The organism is Saccharopolyspora halophila (assembly GCF_039531955.1).
Lineage (GTDB): Bacteria > Actinomycetota > Actinomycetes > Mycobacteriales > Pseudonocardiaceae > Saccharopolyspora > Saccharopolyspora halophila.
Map to the genome: position 1 here is coordinate 382,331 of NZ_BAAARA010000001.1, position 17,170 is coordinate 399,500.

Annotated in this window: 17 protein-coding genes; 9 read left to right on the forward strand and 8 right to left on the reverse strand. The window is 70.4% G+C overall.

What is annotated here, in order from left to right:
• Window positions 1-131: 131 nt before the first annotated feature.
• Window positions 132-1,352: an acetyl-CoA C-acetyltransferase gene (locus ABD289_RS01850; protein WP_344125738.1), complete on the reverse strand. Its 1,221-nt coding sequence runs from the start codon at window positions 1,350-1,352 to the stop codon at window positions 132-134.
• Between the two features lie 209 nt (window positions 1,353-1,561).
• Window positions 1,562-2,479 carry an SGNH/GDSL hydrolase family protein gene (locus ABD289_RS01855; RefSeq protein WP_344125740.1) on the reverse strand — a complete coding sequence of 306 codons (918 nt, stop codon included), beginning with the start codon at window positions 2,477-2,479 and terminating at the stop codon, window positions 1,562-1,564.
• A gap of 227 nt (window positions 2,480-2,706) precedes the next feature.
• Between ABD289_RS01855 and ABD289_RS01860 the strand changes: the two genes are divergently transcribed.
• The 3 genes from ABD289_RS01860 (at window position 2,707) to ABD289_RS01870 (ending at window position 6,643) form a co-directional block, all read left to right on the forward strand.
• Entirely contained in the window at window positions 2,707-4,074 is a 1,368-nt protein-coding gene (locus ABD289_RS01860; RefSeq protein WP_344125742.1) for a cystathionine beta-synthase, read from the forward strand.
• Window positions 4,075-4,192: 118 nt separating this feature from the next.
• Window positions 4,193-5,431, forward strand: a complete 1,239-nt coding sequence (locus ABD289_RS01865) for a hypothetical protein (protein ID WP_344125744.1) — start codon at window positions 4,193-4,195, stop codon at window positions 5,429-5,431.
• Between the two features lie 72 nt (window positions 5,432-5,503).
• On the forward strand, window positions 5,504-6,643 hold the full coding sequence (locus ABD289_RS01870; RefSeq protein ID WP_344125746.1) for a cystathionine gamma-synthase: 1,140 nt from the start codon (window positions 5,504-5,506) through the stop codon (window positions 6,641-6,643).
• Between the two features lie 325 nt (window positions 6,644-6,968).
• Here the strand turns inward: ABD289_RS01870 and ABD289_RS01875 are convergent, their stop codons facing one another.
• A complete protein-coding gene (locus ABD289_RS01875) occupies window positions 6,969-7,205 on the reverse strand; it encodes a hypothetical protein (protein ID WP_344125749.1) in 237 nt (78 codons plus the stop codon).
• A 118-nt stretch (window positions 7,206-7,323) separates the two neighbouring features.
• On the opposite strand from ABD289_RS01875, the gene ilvA reads away from it, so the two are divergent.
• Both ilvA and ABD289_RS01885 read left to right on the forward strand, forming a co-directional pair.
• Window positions 7,324-8,535, forward strand: coding sequence for a threonine ammonia-lyase (gene ilvA / locus ABD289_RS01880; protein ID WP_344125751.1), 1,212 nt, complete (start codon window positions 7,324-7,326; stop codon window positions 8,533-8,535).
• Window positions 8,536-8,641: 106 nt separating this feature from the next.
• Window positions 8,642-9,115, forward strand: coding sequence for an Lrp/AsnC family transcriptional regulator (locus ABD289_RS01885; protein WP_344125753.1), 474 nt, complete (start codon window positions 8,642-8,644; stop codon window positions 9,113-9,115).
• A gap of 172 nt (window positions 9,116-9,287) precedes the next feature.
• On the opposite strand, the gene greA is transcribed toward ABD289_RS01885, so the two are convergent.
• Together greA and ABD289_RS01895 are read right to left on the reverse strand one after the other, a co-directional pair.
• Window positions 9,288-9,776 (reverse strand): transcription elongation factor GreA, encoded by a 489-nt coding sequence (gene greA / locus ABD289_RS01890; RefSeq protein ID WP_344125755.1) that lies wholly within the window; start codon window positions 9,774-9,776, stop codon window positions 9,288-9,290.
• A gap of 189 nt (window positions 9,777-9,965) precedes the next feature.
• On the reverse strand, window positions 9,966-10,406 hold the full coding sequence (locus tag ABD289_RS01895; RefSeq protein WP_344125757.1) for a DUF4307 domain-containing protein: 441 nt from the start codon (window positions 10,404-10,406) through the stop codon (window positions 9,966-9,968).
• Between the two features lie 248 nt (window positions 10,407-10,654).
• Between ABD289_RS01895 and mca the strand changes: the two genes are divergently transcribed.
• The 3 genes from mca (at window position 10,655) to ABD289_RS01910 (ending at window position 14,082) form a co-directional block, all read left to right on the forward strand.
• Window positions 10,655-11,539 carry a mycothiol conjugate amidase Mca gene (gene mca, locus ABD289_RS01900; RefSeq protein WP_344125759.1) on the forward strand — a complete coding sequence of 295 codons (885 nt, stop codon included), beginning with the start codon at window positions 10,655-10,657 and terminating at the stop codon, window positions 11,537-11,539.
• A complete protein-coding gene (locus ABD289_RS01905; protein WP_344125761.1) occupies window positions 11,536-11,877 on the forward strand; it encodes a hypothetical protein in 342 nt (113 codons plus the stop codon). The genes mca and ABD289_RS01905 overlap by 4 nt, the downstream gene beginning before the upstream one ends.
• A gap of 201 nt (window positions 11,878-12,078) precedes the next feature.
• The gene (locus ABD289_RS01910; protein WP_344125763.1) at window positions 12,079-14,082 is read left to right on the forward strand and encodes a thioredoxin domain-containing protein; all 2,004 of its coding nucleotides are present in this window, start codon (window positions 12,079-12,081) and stop codon (window positions 14,080-14,082) included.
• Window positions 14,083-14,183: 101 nt separating this feature from the next.
• Here the strand turns inward: ABD289_RS01910 and trhA are convergent, their stop codons facing one another.
• A complete protein-coding gene (gene trhA / locus ABD289_RS01915; RefSeq protein WP_344125765.1) occupies window positions 14,184-14,861 on the reverse strand; it encodes a PAQR family membrane homeostasis protein TrhA in 678 nt (225 codons plus the stop codon).
• A gap of 115 nt (window positions 14,862-14,976) precedes the next feature.
• Between trhA and ABD289_RS01920 the strand changes: the two genes are divergently transcribed.
• Window positions 14,977-15,753: an isoprenyl transferase gene (locus ABD289_RS01920; protein ID WP_344125767.1), complete on the forward strand. Its 777-nt coding sequence runs from the start codon at window positions 14,977-14,979 to the stop codon at window positions 15,751-15,753.
• A gap of 193 nt (window positions 15,754-15,946) precedes the next feature.
• Here ABD289_RS01920 and ABD289_RS01925 read toward each other — a convergent pair whose 3' ends face one another.
• A complete protein-coding gene (locus ABD289_RS01925) occupies window positions 15,947-16,189 on the reverse strand; it encodes a hypothetical protein (protein ID WP_344125769.1) in 243 nt (80 codons plus the stop codon).
• A 277-nt stretch (window positions 16,190-16,466) separates the two neighbouring features.
• The gene (locus tag ABD289_RS01930) at window positions 16,467-16,709 is read right to left on the reverse strand and encodes a hypothetical protein (protein WP_344125771.1); all 243 of its coding nucleotides are present in this window, start codon (window positions 16,707-16,709) and stop codon (window positions 16,467-16,469) included.
• Window positions 16,710-17,170 lie beyond the last annotated feature (461 nt).

The window sequence follows — 17,170 nt, forward strand, 5'->3', positions numbered from 1 at the left end:
TGGCGGGCGTCCGACCTCCGGGTCGGGCGCCCGCCGTTCTTGCACCGGATTCCGCTGGCCCGGCCTCTTCGCAGCGGCGGGGGTTCGTCCCGCGCGGTGGTGCGGGACGAACCCCGTTCTCGCCGGTCGTGTCAGCTCAGGCGCTCGAGCACCATGGCCATGCCCTGGCCACCGCCGACGCACATCGTCTCCAGGCCGAACTGCTTGTCGTGGTACTGGAGCGAGTTGAGCAGGGTGTTGGTGATGCGGGCACCGGTCATGCCGAACGGGTGGCCCACCGCGATCGCACCGCCGTTGACGTTGAGCTTCTCCAGCGGCAGCCCGAGCTCCTGGTAGGACGGGATGACCTGCGCGGCGAACGCCTCGTTGATCTCGGCGAGGTCGATGTCGCCGATGCTCATCCCGGCGCGCCGCAGCGCCTGCTTGGAGGCCTCCACCGGGCCCAGTCCCATGATCTCCGGGGACAGGCCGGACACGCCGGTGGACACGATGCGGGCCAGCGGGGTCAGGCCCAGCTGCTTGGCCTTGGTGTCGCTCATGATGACCAGGGCCGCTGCGCCGTCGTTGAGCGGGCAGCAGTTGGCCGCGGTGATCCGGCCGTCGGGGCGGAACACCGGCTTGAGCCCGGACACGGCCTCCTTGGTCACGCCCGCGCGCGGGCCGTCGTCGGCGTCCACGACGGTGCCGTCCGGGGTGGTGACCGGGGTGATCTCGCGAGACCAGAAGCCGTTGGCGATGGCCTTCTCGGCGAGGTTCTGCGAGCGGACGCCGAAGTCGTCCATCTCGTCGCGCGAGATGCCCTTCAGGCGCGCCAGGTTTTCCGCGGTCTGGCCCATCGGGATGTAGACGTCCGGGAGCAGGTCCTGCTCGCGCGGGTCGGTCCAGTCGTCCGCGCCCTGCTCGGCGGTGGCCTGGGTGCGGGCCTCGGCATCGGCGAACAGCGGGTTGCGGGTGTCCGGCAGCGAGTCGGAGTTGCCCTTGGCGAACCGGGAGACCATCTCGGTTCCCGCACTGATGAACACGTCGCCCTCGCCCGCCTTGATCGCGTGCAGCGCCATCCGGGTGGTCTGCAGGCTCGACGAGCAGTAGCGGGTGATGGTGGTGCCGGGCAGCTGGTCCTGGCCCATCAGCACCGCGACCACGCGAGCGAGGTTGAAGCCCTGCTCGCCGCCGGGCAGGCCGCAGCCGAGCATCAGGTCGTCGATCTCGGACGGGTCGAGCTCCGGGACCTTGTCCAGGGCCGCCTGGATGACCTGGGCGGCGATGTCGTCCGGGCGCAGATCCTTCAACGACCCCTTGCCTGCACGACCGATCGGTGACCGCGTGGCGGAGACGATGACTGCTTCGGGCATGGGAACTCCTTCGTTCGCCGGGGGAGGGCGGACCGCTTCGACGCGGTTGTTACTGACCGGTCACTTTAAGCCCGCAGACCCCATCTTCGCGGTGATGCCCGCCACCAACAACCCCCAAACCAACCGGTCGGTTTCCTGTCGGCGACAGTTTTGCCTAAAACTGCAGGCCTCCAGCGTCCGAAATGTCCGGACAGTTTTAGGCAAAACTGTCAGTTGCGCCGGAGGCGGCGGTTGAGGTGAGCGATGATGCGGCTGGTCGGGCGGCGGGCCTCCGCCGCCTCGGAGCGGGTGGGGGCCGCCGGTAGGGGACCGCCCTGCCAGGCGCCCACCGCCATGCACATCACCGGGAGGACGATCTCGGCCGCGGCCTCGTAGCCCGCGGCCGAGGGGTGGAAGTGGTCCGGGCTGAAGAACTCGGCGGGCTTGGCCAGGAACTCCGGCGAGAGCAGGTCCGCGAGCGGAACCGCGTAGCCGTCGTTGGCCTCCACCTCGCGGCGCTGGGCGCGAGCGAGGGCGAAGCTCCAGCGGCTGGCCACCGAGCGCAGCGGTTGCGGGATCGGACGAATGGCGCCCAGATCGGGGCAGGTGCCCACCACGACCTGCACGTCGGCGACCACCAGCTCCCGCACCGCCTTGCCGAGCAGGGCCGCTGAAGTGGACACGCCCAGCTTGGAGGTCACGTCGTTGGCGCCGATGATGATCAGCACCAGGTCCGGCGGATTCCGCAGCGCGTCCTGCACCTGGTCGGACAGCTCCTGCGAGGTGGTGCCCACGACGGCGTGCGTGCGCAGCGCGACCGGCCGGTCCAGTTCGTCGGCCAGTCCCCGCGCCATCCGGACACCGGGCAGGTCGGCCGGGAAGTCCACGCCCAGCCCGGCCGCCGAGGAATCGCCGAGCACCGCGAACTCCAGCGGCCGCGTCCCGGCGGGCAGGTCCGCGCGCGGCACCGGACCGGTGCCGTTGGGCAGGTGCACTCCGTCGGCGCGCAGCGGAGCTGCGGCCGGTGGCCCGATGACCCGGCGCGCGTGTCCGGCCTGGCCGTTGAGCAGCCCGTAGGCCGCTCCGGACAGTCCTCCCGCGGTTCCCGCCGCCAGCAGCGCGAGCCGCAACGCCTTCGCAGCGATCATGGCCCCTCCCCTCCTCGCAACTCCCGGCCGCGCCGCCCCCGGAGGGGTCGGGCGCGGCGAACACACCCCCCAACCAGCATGACGCCGGCGAGGCCGAAAATCCTTCCCTTTCGGTGTGTCGTCGGGCAGGTCGCTTGGGTTAGCGTCTGACCAGGCGATTACGCTCGATCTCGCAACCGCTGCGCGTGTGCGCGTGGCTTCTCTCACGAGTGATCTGAGGACTGGACGTGGACTACGTCGAGCACGTGACCGAGCTGGTGGGCAACACCCCGCTGGTCCGGTTGAACGCGGTGGCGACCGGGCAACCTCCGGTGCTGGCCAAAATCGAGTACTTGAACCCGGGCGGCAGCGTCAAGGACCGCATCGCGCTGCGCATGATCGAGGCCGCCGAGGAGGCCGGCGAGCTCAAGCCCGGCGGGACGATCGTGGAGCCCACCTCGGGCAACACCGGTGTCGGCCTGGCGATGGTCGCCCAGCGCAGGGGCTACCGGTGCGTGTTCGTCTGCCCGGACAAGGTCAGCGAGGACAAGCGCAACGTGCTCAAGGCGTACGGCGCGGAGGTCGTGGTCTGCCCGACGGCCGTGCCGCCCGAGCACGCCGACTCCTACTACAGCGTCTCCGACCGGCTGGTCCAGGAGATCGAGGGCGCCTGGAAGCCGAATCAGTACGCGAACCCGGCCAACCCCGAGTCGCACGTGCACTCCACCGGCCCGGAGATCTGGGAGCAGACCGAGGGGAAGATCACGCACTTCGTGGCGGGCATCGGCACCGGCGGCACCATCTCCGGCACCGGTGAGTACCTGAAGAAGGTCTCCAACGGGCAGGTGCAGATCGTCGGCGCCGACCCGGAGGGCTCCGTCTACTCCGGCGGGCACGGCCGTCCTTACCTGGTCGAGGGCGTCGGCGAGGACTTCTGGCCGAGCACCTACGACCGCGACATCTGCGATCAGATCGTGCCGATCTCGGACGCCCACTCCTTCGAGATGACCCGGCGCCTCGCGTGCGAGGAGGCGCTGCTGGTCGGCGGCTCCTGCGGGATGGCGGTCGCCGCCGCGCTGAAGGTCGCCGAGACCGCCGACCCGGACTCGGTGATCGTGGTGCTGCTGCCGGACGGTGGCCGCGGCTACCTCGGCAAGGTCTTCAACGATTCCTGGATGGCCTCCTACGGCTTCCTCTCGCCCGATCACGGGGGTGGTTCGCTGGGCGACGTGCTGCGCCGCAAGGACGGCACGATCCCGGAACTGGTGCACGTCCACCCGACCGAGACCGTCGCCGACGCCGTGGTGATCCTGCGCGAGTTCAACGTCTCGCAGATGCCGGTCGTCAAGGCCGAGCCGCCGGTGATGGCCGCCGAGGTCGCGGGCGCGGTCAACGAGCGGGACCTGCTCGACGCGCTGTTCGCGGGCCGGGCCAACCTCGCCGACAAGATCGAGGACCACATGTCGCCGCCGCTGCCCACCATCGGCGCGGGCGAGGAGATCAGCTCCGCGATGTCCGCGCTGACCAACGCGGACGGGGCGATGGTGCTGGTCGACGGCAAGCCTGCCGGGGTGGTCACCCGCCAGGACGTGCTCGGCTTCATCGCCGGGCGCTGACGACTTGTCACGGACCGACCACTTGTCACGGACCGGCCACGATGATCTGGGGCATCAGATAGCGTGGTGGGGTCTTCGCATGCCCAGGACTTTGGACGCCGCAAGGGAGTAGTACCCGATGAGCTCTCCGCAGCCGCCGGACGGCGGTCAGCAGGGTTCGGACCCGATTTCGAACCGCATGGACCCCCAGGACCCGAACCAGGCCGGCGGTGACTCGACCCAGGTCGTGCGGCCGGTGCAGGAGGAGTCCGGGCAGGACCAGGGATCCTCCGGCGAGTCCACCCAGATGGTGCAGCCGGGACAGCAGGCAGGCCAGTCGGGCGACTCCACCCAGGTGGTGTCGCCGTCGGCGCAGCCGGGTCCGCAGCCGATGTACCAGCAGCCGGGACTCGGCGGTCAGCAGGGCGGCGAGGCCACCTCGATGGTGCCGCCGACGATGCAGCCCCCGCAGCCGATGTACCAGCAGCCGGGCACGCAGTCCCAGCCCGGTGGGTTCCCGGCGCAGCCGCAGCAGGCTCCGGGCACGCCCGGTGGCGGTTTCCCCGCCCCGCAGGCCCAGGGCTTCGGGGCTCCGCCGCCGCAGGCGGGCTACTTCGCCGCGCCGGAGGCGGGCAATCCGGGCCTGGCCAAGCTGTGCGCGATCCTGGGCATCGTCTTCGGCGGGCTGGGAATCATCTTCGGCATCGTCGGGATCGCCGGTCTCGCGGCGGCGTCCGCCCTCATGGAGCGGGCTGCCCAGATGGGCGCCGACGTGCCGAGCATGGGCCTGCTGTACACGATGTACGCCTTCAGCATGATCGCTGCGGTCGTGTACCTGGTCGGCGGCGTCCTGCTCCTCAAGCGCAAGGCGATCGGCGCTCTGATGATCGGTGGCGCCGCGGCGGTGGGTGCCCTCGTCGGCGTGATCGGCTTGTTCATGTACCCGAGCGTCTCGGCGGGGGTCAGCCTGCTGTTCGGCATCGCGCTGGCGGTCCTCGCGTTCCTCCCGCAGGTTCGGGAGTGGGCCAACGCCGGTGCCGGCGCTGCGACCGCGCCCATGCCGGGCGGCTTCGGTCCGCCCCCGCAGCAGGGCTTCGGTCAGCCGCAGCAGTACGGTCAGCAGCCCTCGCAGCAGGGCGGTTTCGGCCAGCAGCCGCAGCAGTTCGGTCAGCAGCCACCCCAGTACGGGCAGTACGGGCAGCAGTACGGGCAGGCCCCGCAGTACGGCCAGCAGCCGGGCCAGCCGCAGTACGGCCAGCAGCCCCCGCAGGGCGGCTACGGCCAGCAACCGCAGCAGGGCTTCGGCCAGCAGCCTCCGCAGTACGGTCAGCCCCCGCAGGGCGGCTATGGTCAGCCGCCGCAGCCGCCGCAGTGGTGAGCTAGCCCGTTGAACTCGAAATGCCCCCGACCTGCCCAGGTCGGGGGCATTTCGTTGTCGTAGGCTGCCGTCATGAGTGATGGCTTTGCCACCCGCGCGATCCACGCGGGTCAGGAGGCGGACCCGACGACCGGTTCGGTGATCGTGCCGATCCACGCCACGTCGACCTACGCGCAGGACGGCGTCGGCGGCATGCGCAGCGGATACGAGTACTCGCGCACCGGCAACCCGACCCGGACCGCGCTGGAGGAGTGCTTGGCCGCGCTGGAGGGCGGCCGGTACGGGCGGGCGTACGCCTCCGGCATGGCGGCCACCGACGCGGTGCTGCGCGCCACGCTGCGGCCGGGCGACCACCTGGTCATCCCGGACGACGCCTACGGCGGCACGTTCCGGCTGATCGACAAGGTGCTCACCGGCTGGGGCATCTCCTACACGCCCGCGCAGGTGTCCGACGTGGACGCGGTCAAGGCCGCGATCCAGGACAACACCAAGCTCGTCTGGGTCGAGACGCCGACCAACCCGCTGCTCAACATCGGCGACATCGCCGCGCTCGCGCAGGTCGCCTCCGAGGCCGGGCTGAAGATGGTCGTGGACAACACTTTCGCCTCGCCTGCCCTGCAGCAACCGCTCGAACTGGGCGCGACGGCGGTCGTGCACTCCACGACCAAGTACCTGGGCGGGCACTCCGACGTGGTCGGTGGCGCGGTGGTCACCTCGGACGACGAGCTGGCCGAGCAGCTGGCTTTCCTGCAGAACGGTGCGGGCGCGGTGCCCGGTCCGTTCGACGCCTTCCTGACCATGCGCGGCATCAAGACGCTCGCGGTGCGCATGGAACGGCACAGCAAGAACGCCGAGCGCATCGTCGCCGCGCTGACCGATCACCCGAAGGTGGCCAAGGTCTACTACCCGGGACTGCCCGAGCACCCGGGGCACGAGGTCGCGGCCAAGCAGATGAAGCTGTTCGGCGGCATGGTCGCGTTCACCCACGTCGACGGTGAGCAGGCGGCTCTGGACGTGTGCGCGAAGACCCGGCTGTTCACCCTCGCCGAGTCGCTCGGCGGTGTGGAGTCGCTGATCGAGCACCCGGGGCGGATGACCCACGCGAGCACGGCGGGCTCGATGCTGCAGGTCCCGGCGGACCTGGTCCGCCTGTCGGTGGGCATCGAAGAGGCCGAGGACCTGGTCGAAGACCTCCTGCAGGCGCTGGGCTGAGCGCAACCCCGGTGATCCCCAGACCCGATCACCGGCCCGAAGCCCGAAGCCCGAAGCCCGAAGCCGGTGGCCCGACGGCCGAAGGCCGCGCCCGGACGCCCAACACCCCCGGGCGCGGCCGCCCGGCGGGACCGCCACCCGCTGACTCACCGAAGACCCCGACGCACCCCCGGCGGTACGACAACACGCCCAACGGCCCCCCGATAGGCCGAACCTCCAGAAAACCCTCGAAAACGCGACCCCGAATTCCCTGGAATTCGGGGTGCGGAATTCCAGGGAATTCGGGGCCGCGTCGGCGCGGGTGTTGGTGCGTGTTCGGGTGGGGTTATGGGGCTATGGAGGGGTTGCCGCTGCCCAGGGGGTCCTCCGGGTCCTGCGGGGTGACCGGGAGGTCGCTGGAGCGCAGGCAGCCGCCGACCAGTTCGACGACCCCGTCGTGCTCGAGGTAGGTGCCGGGGTCCTCGCAGCCGGACTGCAGGACGGCCACGGCGGCCGCACCGGACAGGGCTGCGGCGCTGACCAGGCCGGTGATCAGCGGGACCACGCTGCTCGGCTGCGTCATGTTCCCTCCCGCCGCACTCGCGTGTCGTGTGAGCCACTGCACGGTCACGTTCTCGTTCTCAGAGGGTACCCAACACGCCGCCCGCGTCGCCGGAGATCAGCGGTGGCACGATTGGCCTATGCAGCTGGTTGACCTGGACCGCATCCGCGAGGCGGACGAGAAGCTCGCCGATGTGGCGCGGCGCACGCCGCTGGAACATTCCCGCGTGCTCGGCGAGCACGTCGGCGGCGAGACCTACCTCAAGTGCGAGAACCTGCAGCGCACCGGCTCGTTCAAGCTGCGCGGCGCCTTCGTCCGGCTGCTCGGGCTGGATCCCGCGAGGCGCGCCGCCGGTGTGGTGGCCGCCAGCGCCGGCAACCACGCGCAGGGCGTCGCGCTCGCGGCCGCGCAGCTGGGCATCCAGGCGACCGTGTACATGCCGCAGCGGGCGCCGCTGCCCAAGCTGGAGGCGACCAAGTCCTACGGCGCCGAGGTGCGGCTGCACGGCGCGAACGTGGCCGAGACCCTGGTCGCCGCGCGGGAGCACGCCGAGCGCACCGGCGCGGAGTTCATCCACCCCTTCGACCACCCGGACATCATCGCGGGGCAGGGAACCGTCGGCCTGGAGATCCTGGACCAGCTTCCGCAGGTGCGCACCATCCTGGTGCCCACCGGTGGCGGGGGCCTGGTCGCCGGTATCGCCGCAGCGGTCAAGGCGCAGCGACCCGAGGTGCGGGTGCTGGCCGTGCAGGCCGAGCAGGCCGCCGCCTGGCCCGGTTCGCTGGCCGCGGGCAAGCCGGTCGCGCTGACCGAGACGCACACGATGGCCGACGGGATCGCCGTCGCCGAGCCGGGGCCGGTTCCGTTCGCGCACGTCAGCGAGCTCGCCGATGGCGTCCTCACGGTCAGCGAGGAGGCCCTGTCCCGGGCCCTGCTGCTGTGCCTGGAGCGCGCGAAGCTGGTGGTCGAGCCCGCGGGCGTGGCCGCGGTGGCCGCGCTGATGGAACACCCCGAGCAGGTCGTCTCGCCGACCGCGGCGGTCGTCTCCGGCGGCAACATCGACCCGCTGCTGATGCTGCAGCTCATCCAGCACGGCATGACCTCGTCCGGCCGCTACCTCTCGCTGCGGGTCCGGCTGCCCGATCGCCCCGGTTCGCTCGCGGCGCTGCTGGGCCGCCTGGGCGATCTCACGGCCAACGTCATCGACATCGAGCACTCCCGCATTGCGGGTGCGCTGGCGCTCGGCGAGGTCGACGTCGAGGTCTCCCTGGAGACGCGGGGCCCGGAGCACCGCGAGTACGTCGTCGAGCGGCTCGAGGCCACCGGCTACACGATCCTCGCCCGCCGCTGACCGCCGCCGGTCACTCTGATCGGTCGACGCCCGGAACGGTGTACAAACTGCCCGGTGTCTGCTTCTCTCGTCGGGAGAACCGGTCGATCCGAGCGGGGAGTGCGACGTGACCGAGAACCTGGACTCGCTGGATGCTCGCCTGCTCCTGCTGCTGGCCGACGAACCGCGGATGGGCGTGCTGGAGTGCTCCCGCAGGCTCGGTGTCGCGCGCGGCACCGTGCAGGCCAGGATGGACCGCATGGCCGAGCGCGGGATCCTGCGCGGTTTCCCGCCCGAGCTCGACCTGGCCGAGATGGGCTACGGCCTCACCGCCTTCGCAGTCCTGGAGATCGCCCAGGGCCACCGCGCTCCGGTCGTCGAGCAGCTCGAGGCCATCGACGAGGTCTGCGAGGTGCACGCCACCACCGGGCAGGGCGACCTGTTCGTGCGCATGGTCGCTCGGGACAACGCCGATCTGCAGCGGGTGATCGACGAGGTGGTGGCCGCTCCCGGGGTGCGCCGGACCTCGACCTCGATCGCGCTGTCCACCCCGGTCCCGCCGCGGGTGCGCCCGTTGCTGAACCGGATCGCCGAGGCATAGCGGGCAATACAAAGCGGGCGTCCCCGGCATTGGGGGACGCCCGCGATCATCCGAGTGCTCCGAGCCGGAAACGATTCGCGAATCAGATACGCGCCAAAGCGTTTCGCGGTCGATTCGCCGCAGCGTTCCGCAGATCAGCGAAAGCGCGAATGCGGCGGAATTTGCGGAGAGATCAGCCCGTGTAGGGCTCGGCCTTGACCAGCGTCACCTTCATGGTGCCGCCGTTGGGCAGCTCGTACTCCCGAGCCTCGCCCTCCTTGGCGTCCAGCAGGGCCTGTCCCAGCGGCGAGCTGGGGGAGTAGACCTCGAGGTCACCGTGCGCGCCCTCTTCGCGGGTGGCCAGCAGGAACCTCTCGGTGTCGTCCTCGTCGTCGAAGCGGACGGTCAGCACCGATCCGGGCTTGGCGACACCGGACTGGGTGGGCACGTCGCCGACCTGGGCGGTGCGCAGCAGTTCCTGCAGCTGGCGGATCCGGGACTCGACCTGGCCCTGCTCCTCGCGCGCGGCGTGGTACCCGCCGTTCTCCTTGAGGTCGCCTTCCTCGCGGGCCTCGTTGATCTTCGCGGCGATTGCCGGGCGGGTGGCCACGAGCTCGTCCAGCTCACCCTTGAGCCGATCGTAAGCATCCTGGGTCAGCCAGGTCACCTGGGTATCGCTCACGGTCACCACTCCTCGTCGACTGCGTCCCACGCCCGCGCGGGGACTAATTGCATTCCGTGCTTTTCTCGGGCCGATGCCAAGTAACGGAAAAACACGGCCCGCGTCGGGGCCGTGCTGAGGTCGACGATAGCACGAATCAACACGCCGAGGGGCCGGAATTTTGCGGCGCCCGGCGTGGTGCGGCGTTGTTCACCCGGTTGGCCGCGTACGGGTGGACAGGTATTCAGGAACGCTGTATGTGCAGCCGTACACCTCCCCCACGACCGCTCGTTCGGAGGTGCGCAGTTGGGTGTCCTGGCGGACCACGCCGTCCGCCGGATGGATCAGCACCTCGCGGCGCCCGACCTCGCGGCCGGATTCCGCGCGTGCCCGGACCACGCAGTCGGCGGGCTTGCTCGGGTCGTCGCGCTGGACCTCGACGGTGACCTCGACGGTGTGGTCGTCCAGGATGCGGAAGGCGGCCTGCTTGCCCTGGATCGGCGCGCTGCCCAGGTTGAGGTAGCCGAGCACGGCGACGCCGATCAGGACGACCAGCGCGAGGACGAGGAGTGACCAGCGCAACGCGGGGCGGGAGCGCGCCGCGCGGGCGCGCGATCCGTACCGCTCCGGCGGGAGCTGCTGGTTCGTCACTCGAGCCGACGGCCTTTCGATCTCCGGCTGCCATGTGCTCCGTGCGCCATCCGGGGGTGGCGCCGGCCATGTCGGTCCACCGGGAACAATGGGCACCGACATCCGCGTTAAGTATCCCCGGGGCGTCCTGCGGCTCGACGGCGGGGCCGCGCTCACCGGACGGATACCGCGACGACCTGTCGCGACGGACGCCGCGACGCTTCTTATTCGGGGCGGATGCTCACACGAGCGGGAGGAACTACGGGGCGATGGCGGACAAGCTGCGGCTGATGACGGTGCACGCGCACCCAGACGACGAGGCCAGCAAAGGTGCCGCGACCACCGCGCGCTACGTGGCCGAGGGCCATGATGTGATGGTCGTCACCTGCACGGGAGGTGAGGCGGGCAGCATCCTCAACCCCGCCATGGAGCGGCCGGAGGTCGAGGCGAACCTCACCAGCATCCGCAAGGAGGAGATGGCCGAGGCGGCCGAGATCCTCGGTGTCCAGCACCGCTGGATGGGCTACATCGACTCGGGCCTGCCGGAGGGCGACCCGCCCCCGCCGCTGCCGGACGGCGTGTTCGCGACGCTGCCGGTCGAGGAGGAGACCCGCGAGCTGGTCAAGATCATCCGCGAGTTCCGCCCGCACGTGGTGATCACCTACGACGAGAACGGCGGATACCCGCACCCGGACCACATCCGGACCCACGAGATCTCGGTGGCCGCGTTCGACGCCGCGGGCGACCCGGACCTGTTCCAGGGCGACGGCGAGCCCTGGCAGCCGCTGAAGCTGTACTACTCGCACGGCTTCTCCCGCAAGCGCATGCAGCTGTTCCACGAGTCCCTGCTGGCCGAGGGCAAGGAATCGCCGTACACCTCCTGGCTGGAGCGCTGGGACAAGCAGGGCAGGCCCGACCCGGACGACCGGGTCACCACCCGGGTGCCCTGCGGTGACTACTTCGAGCAGCGCGACGACGCGCTCCGGGCGCACGCCACCCAGATCGACCCGAACAGCCGGTGGTTCGCGGTCTCCTGCGAGACTCAGCGCGAGCTGTGGCCGACCGAGGACTACGAACTGGTCCGCTCCCTGGTCGACACCACGCTCCCGGAGGACGACCTGTTCTCCGGCGTGCAGGAGAGGGTGTGCGCATGACGGACACGGTCGCCCTGGTGCTGGCTCAGCCGGCGGGCCCGGCGAACGATCCGGGCGGTCAGGGCGAGGACTTCGGCAAGTCCTCGCCGGTCGGCCTGGTGCTGCTGATCGTCTTCGCGATCGCGATCGTCTTCCTGGTCCGCTCGATGAGCAAGCACGTCAAGAAGCTGCCCAGCACCTTCGACGAGAGCAAGGCCGCCGCTGCGGCGCCCGCGCGCGTCAAGCGCGCCGAGGCCAAGGCGGCCGCCGAGGCCGAAGCGGCCGCGGCAGCCGACGAGCCGGACGGGGAGGAATCCGCGGGTTCCGAAGACCGCGCCGAGTCCGGCAAGAGCGGCTAGCTGCCTGTTCGCGGACCGCTGCGCGCGGCGGTGCGGGTCGAGTCCCGCGCTCGAAGCAGCGACTCCGCAGCACCTGAAAGGCTGGCACCACCAGCTGAAGCGGGGCCATCCGGGGACGTCCGGGTGGCCCCGCTTCGCATCGCGCCCGGATCCGGTGATCCACCGGTTGGTGTCCGGTTTGCGCGATGGGAGGCTGGAGGCATGGCGAACCGGCTTGTGGACGCGACCAGCCCGTACCTGCTGCAGCACGCGGAGAACCCGGTGGACTGGTGGCCGTGGTGCCCCGAGGCGTTCGCCGAGGCGCGCCGCCGCGACGTGCCGGTGCTGCTGTCCATCGGCTACGCGGCCTGCCACTGGTGCCACGTGATGGCCCACGAGTCCTTCGAGGAGCCCGATACCGCAGCGCTGATGAACGAGCACTTCGTCAACATCAAGGTCGACCGCGAAGAACGGCCGGACATCGACGCCGTCTACATGGAGGCCACCCAGGGCATGACCGGCCAGGGCGGCTGGCCGATGACCTGCTTCCTGACCGCCGATGGCGAGCCGTTCCACTGCGGCACCTACTACCCGGCCTCGCCGATGCCCGGGATGCCCTCGTTCCCGCAGCTGCTGTCGGCGGTGCACCAGGCGTGGACCGAGCGCGGCGAGGAGGTCCGCAAGGCCGCCGCGCGCGTGGTCGAGCAGCTCAGCGCGCAGCGCTCGGCGCTGCCGGAGTCGGCTCTGGACGACGAGGTGCTCGCCGGTGCGGTCTCCCGGCTGCGCTCCGAATTCGACTCCGCGAACGGCGGCTTCGGCGACGCGCCGAAGTTCCCGCCGTCGATGGTGCTGGAGTTCCTGCTGCGCCACCACGAGCGGACCGGATCCGCGCAGGCGCTGGACCTGGCCCGGGAGAGCTGCTCGGCGATGGCCCGCGGCGGGATCTACGATCAGCTGGCGGGCGGTTTCGCCCGCTACAGCGTCGACGCCGCGTGGGTGGTGCCGCACTTCGAGAAGATGCTCTACGACAACGCGCTGCTGCTGCGCGCCTACGCCCGCCTCGGGCGGCTCGGTGACGAGACGGCCGCGCGGGTGGCGCGGGAGACCGCCGAGTTCCTGCTGCGCGATCTGCGCACCCCGCAGGGCGGTTTCGCCGCCTCGCTGGACGCCGACACCGACGGCGTCGAGGGCCTGACCTACGTCTGGACCCCTGCACAGCTGCGCGAGGTGCTCGGCGAGGACGACGGTTCCTGGGCGGCCGAGCTGCTCAACGTCACTGCCGACGGCACCTTCGAGCACGGAACCTCGACGCTGCAGCTGCCGCGCGATCCGCAGGACCCGGAGCGCTGGGCGCGGGTCCGCCGGACCCTGCTGGCCGCCCGTGACCGGCGACCGCAACCGGGCAAGGACGACAAGGTCGTCACCGCCTGGAACGGCCAGGCGATCACCGGTCTGGTGGAGGCGGCCGCGGCCCAGGACGAACCGGCCTGGATCACCGCCGCCGCCGAGGCCGCCGATCTGCTGCTCGCCACGCACCTGGTCGACGGGCGCCTCCAGCGCACCTCGCGGGACGGCGTGGTCGGGCCCGCCTCCGGTGTGCTGGAGGATTACGCGTGCTTCGCCGACGGCCTGCTGTCGCTGCACCAGGCCACCGCCGACGTCCGCTGGCTGCGGGCGGCCTGCGACTTCCTGGACGTCGCGCTGGAGCAGTTCGCCGACGCCGAGAACCCGGGCATGTTCCACGACACCGCCGCCGACGCGGAGGCGCTGGTCCGCAGGCCCTCGGACCCGACCGACAACTCGAGCCCGGCGGGTGCCTCGGCGCTGGCCTCGGCGCTCCTGACGGCTGCCGCCCTGGTCGGTCCCGATCGGGCGGGCACCTACCGCGCGGCGGCCGAGCAGGCGCTCTCGCGAGCCGGTCTGCTGGTCCAGCGCGCCTCCCGGTTCGCGGGTCACTGGCTCTCCGTCGCCGAAGCCCGGGCGCACGGCCCGCTGCAGGTCGCCGTCGTCGGCGACACCGAGGAGTCCCGGGCCGCGCTGCTGGCCACGGCTCGGCGCGATGCCCCGGGCGGCGCGGTCGTGCTCGCGGGCGCACCGGACGCCGCGCCGCTGCTCGCCGAACGACACCTCGTCGACGGTTCCCCGGCCGCCTACGTCTGCCACGGCTACGTCTGCGACCGCCCGGTCACCGAACCGGACGAACTGGCCGCGACGTTGCGCAGGTGACGCCTTCCGCGGCAACGGCGTGATCGCGAATCGCGGAGGGCCCGGCCGGTGACTCGAATCGCCGGACCGGCCGGGCCCGCCACGTCGCGTCCCGGACGCGTCTACGCGTAGAGCGCCAGCCAGATGGCGATGTGGTGGCAGAGCGCCGCCATCGAGACCGCCGAGTGGAAGAACTCGTGGTAGCCGAAGGTCTTGGGCCACGGGTCCGGCCAGCGGGTGGCGTAGCTGACCGCGCCGAGGCTGTAGAGCAGACCGCCGACGATGAGCAGCACCAGGGCCGCGACGCCCGCGTGGTCCATCAGTTCGGGCAGCACGAAGACCGCGACCCAGCCGAGCGCGATGTAGACCGGAACGCCGACCCAGCGCGGCGCGTTCGGCCAGGCGAGCTTGAGGATGACGCCGCCGAGCGCGCCGCCCCAGACCACGGCCAGCACCACCGCGCCGGTCGTCGGGCGCATCGCCAGCATCGCCAGCGGCGTGTAGGTGCCCGCGATGAACAGGAAGATCATCGAGTGGTCCAGGCGCCGCATCCAGGTGCGGGCGTCCACCGACTGCCAGGTCTTGCGGTGGTAGAGCGCGCTGACGCCGAACAGTCCCAGCACCGTGGCCACGTAGATCGAGGTGCCCACCGCTGCCTCGGTGGAGACCGTCGAAGCGGAGAGCGTGACCAGCGTCGCGCCGGCGACGATCGACACCACCAGCGACCAGAAGTGGATCCATCCGCGCAATCGCGGTTTGCTGACGGCGTATGCCTGCCGGGCGGAGAGTCCGTTGCTCACGCCTACGAGGTTACGGGGTCGTAGGTTTGTGGCGATGTGACCTCTCTTGCAAGAGGCGGTGAAGCCGCGGAGGCGGGGACCGCAGCGGAGCCGGATCCGCGTAGTCTCATGTGGCGTGGCGCTCAAGGTCCGGTTGAAAGAACTGATGTACGCGGTGTACGAGCGGAGGCTCGCCCGCAAGCTCGACGGGATTCAGCACCCCCGGCACGTCGGCGTGATCCTGGACGGCAATCGCAGATGGGCCAAGGAAGCCGGTCTGGATTCGGTCCACGGCCATCACGCGGGCGCGCGCAAGATCGCCGAGATGCTCGGCTGGTGCGAAGAGGCCAACGTCGAGGTCGTCACGCTGTGGCTGCTGTCCACCGACAACCTCAACCGCACCGACGAAGAGCTCAACGCCCTGATGGAAATCATCTCCGGGGTCGTCGACGAGCTGACTTCGCCGGGGCAGCCCTGGCGGGTGCGCGTCGTCGGGGCGCTGGACGTGCTGCCGACCGAGACGGCCGCCCGGCTGTCCGCGGCCGCGCTGCGCACCGAGGGCAGGCCGGGCATGCAGGTCAACGTGGCGATCGGGTACGGCGGGCGCCGGGAGATCGCGGACGCGGTCCGCAAGCTGCTGCTGCAGCACGCCGAATCCGGGACCAGCATCGAGGAGCTCGCCGAGGTGCTGACCGTGGATCACATCGCCGAGCACCTCTACACCTCCGGGCAACCCGACCCGGACCTGCTCATCCGCACGTCGGGGGAGCAGCGGTTGTCCGGGTTCATGCTCTGGCAGTCCGCGCACTCGGAGTTCTGGTTCACCGAGGCGTACTGGCCGGAGTTCCGCCGCGTCGACTTCCTGCGCGCGCTGCGCGACTACGCGGTGCGGCACCGGCGCTTCGGTGGTTAGGGACCGCTCAGGACGTGGCGGTGGCCGCTGTGGCAGGTGCTGTGCCCGGCCGGCACCGGCGCTGGAGTTCGGCCGAGCTTCGGCTGTCCGCACCGCTGAGCGAACGACTCCTGGCCCGGCCGGCAGCGGCTTCGGCCGGAACGCGAGAGGGCCAGGCCTGCTACCAGGCCTGGCCCTCTTCTCATGCGCTATCTCAGCCCTGCGGGTGGTCGACGATCGGCGCGTTGACGCACTGGCTCGTCTGCGGGGACAGGATCGGGACGACCGCGCCGAGCACCGCAACGTTGTTACCGCAGGCCTGCACCGGCAGGACGCTGAGGTTGTTGTCGTTGAGGACGTTCACGCCGTCGTTGTCCATGCTGTCGGCGTTGGCCATGGGGGCCAGGGCCATCAGCCCGGCGGCGGCACCAGCGACGATCGCAGCCTTCTTCAGCACTTGGTTCACTCTCCTTTGAATACCGCGGGATTTGGAGTTCACACCGGGTGGACTTCGCAAAGGCCACGAGGAGGCTACCGAGCCTGGTGTGTCCCGGAAGAAAAGTACATCGCGCCCGCTGATCGCCCAAACTCATTACCACTATTGTGTGAAGAAGAATTTTTCCGGCGCTGGTAGGCGCGACTTCGATTCGGGTCGAGCGCGCGCGAAAAGGAGCGCCGGGTGATCCCGGCGCTCCTTTTTCAGCTGCTGTTGACGTGTCCGCCGTGGCGGTTCGTCAGCCCTGCGGGTGGTCGACGATCGGCGCGTTGACGCACTGGCTCGCCTGCGGGGACAGGATCGGCACGGTGGCGCCGAGCACGGCGACGTTGTTGCCGCAGGCCTGGACAGGCAGGACGCTGGCGTTGTTGTCGTTCAGGACGTTGACGCCCTCGTTGTCCATGCTGTCGGCGTTGGCGACCGGGGCGAGGGCCAGCAGGCCGGCGGCGGCACCGGTGACGATCGCGGCTTTCTTCAGCACTTCGGATGCTCCTTGTTGGGGATGGATGAAGCGAGGACACTCGAATTCCCGGCCCGTTGAAACCGGCCGGAGGAGAGTCCGCGTGCAACCTATCCGCGCGCCTGCTCGATTTCCCAACTCGTTGCCACTATCGTGTGGAAATTCGCCCTCGCCCCTAAAGTTGCGAAATCAAACATCGCGAGAATTCACCCTGACGTGTTGGCGTCGAATCCTAAAGTTGACTCGCTGGCTCGCGCGGTAATCCGATCCGCAGTCGGTGATTCAGTCGTCGCGTCGAACGATGGCTTCTCGGAAGGCGCGGCTGTTCCCGAATCGCTTGCGCGTGCAACAGGATGAGGCACGCCGAGAAGTCACCCGAAAAGAGCAGTGTGGATCACCGGGAGTGTTGACGGGGTCGGCGAAGTAGTGCCTCGGGCGCGTCGGCCTGACCTGGTCACGAATCGTCCGGAAACCTGCTGTTA

Excerpts from the sequence above, each read along its gene's own strand:
- ABD289_RS01850 (WP_344125738.1), bottom strand. The coding sequence starts at position 1,352 with ATGCCCGAAGCAGTCATCGTCTCCGCCACGCGGTCACCGATCGGTCGT.
- ABD289_RS01855 (WP_344125740.1), bottom strand. The coding sequence starts at position 2,479 with ATGATCGCTGCGAAGGCGTTGCGGCTCGCGCTGCTGGCGGCGGGAACC.
- ABD289_RS01865 (WP_344125744.1), top strand. The coding sequence starts at position 4,193 with ATGAGCTCTCCGCAGCCGCCGGACGGCGGTCAGCAGGGTTCGGACCCG.
- ABD289_RS01870 (WP_344125746.1), top strand. The coding sequence starts at position 5,504 with ATGAGTGATGGCTTTGCCACCCGCGCGATCCACGCGGGTCAGGAGGCG.
- ABD289_RS01875 (WP_344125749.1), bottom strand. The coding sequence starts at position 7,205 with ATGACGCAGCCGAGCAGCGTGGTCCCGCTGATCACCGGCCTGGTCAGC.
- ilvA (WP_344125751.1), top strand. The coding sequence starts at position 7,324 with ATGCAGCTGGTTGACCTGGACCGCATCCGCGAGGCGGACGAGAAGCTC.
- mca (WP_344125759.1), top strand. The coding sequence starts at position 10,655 with ATGGCGGACAAGCTGCGGCTGATGACGGTGCACGCGCACCCAGACGAC.
- ABD289_RS01905 (WP_344125761.1), top strand. The coding sequence starts at position 11,536 with ATGACGGACACGGTCGCCCTGGTGCTGGCTCAGCCGGCGGGCCCGGCG.
- ABD289_RS01910 (WP_344125763.1), top strand. The coding sequence starts at position 12,079 with ATGGCGAACCGGCTTGTGGACGCGACCAGCCCGTACCTGCTGCAGCAC.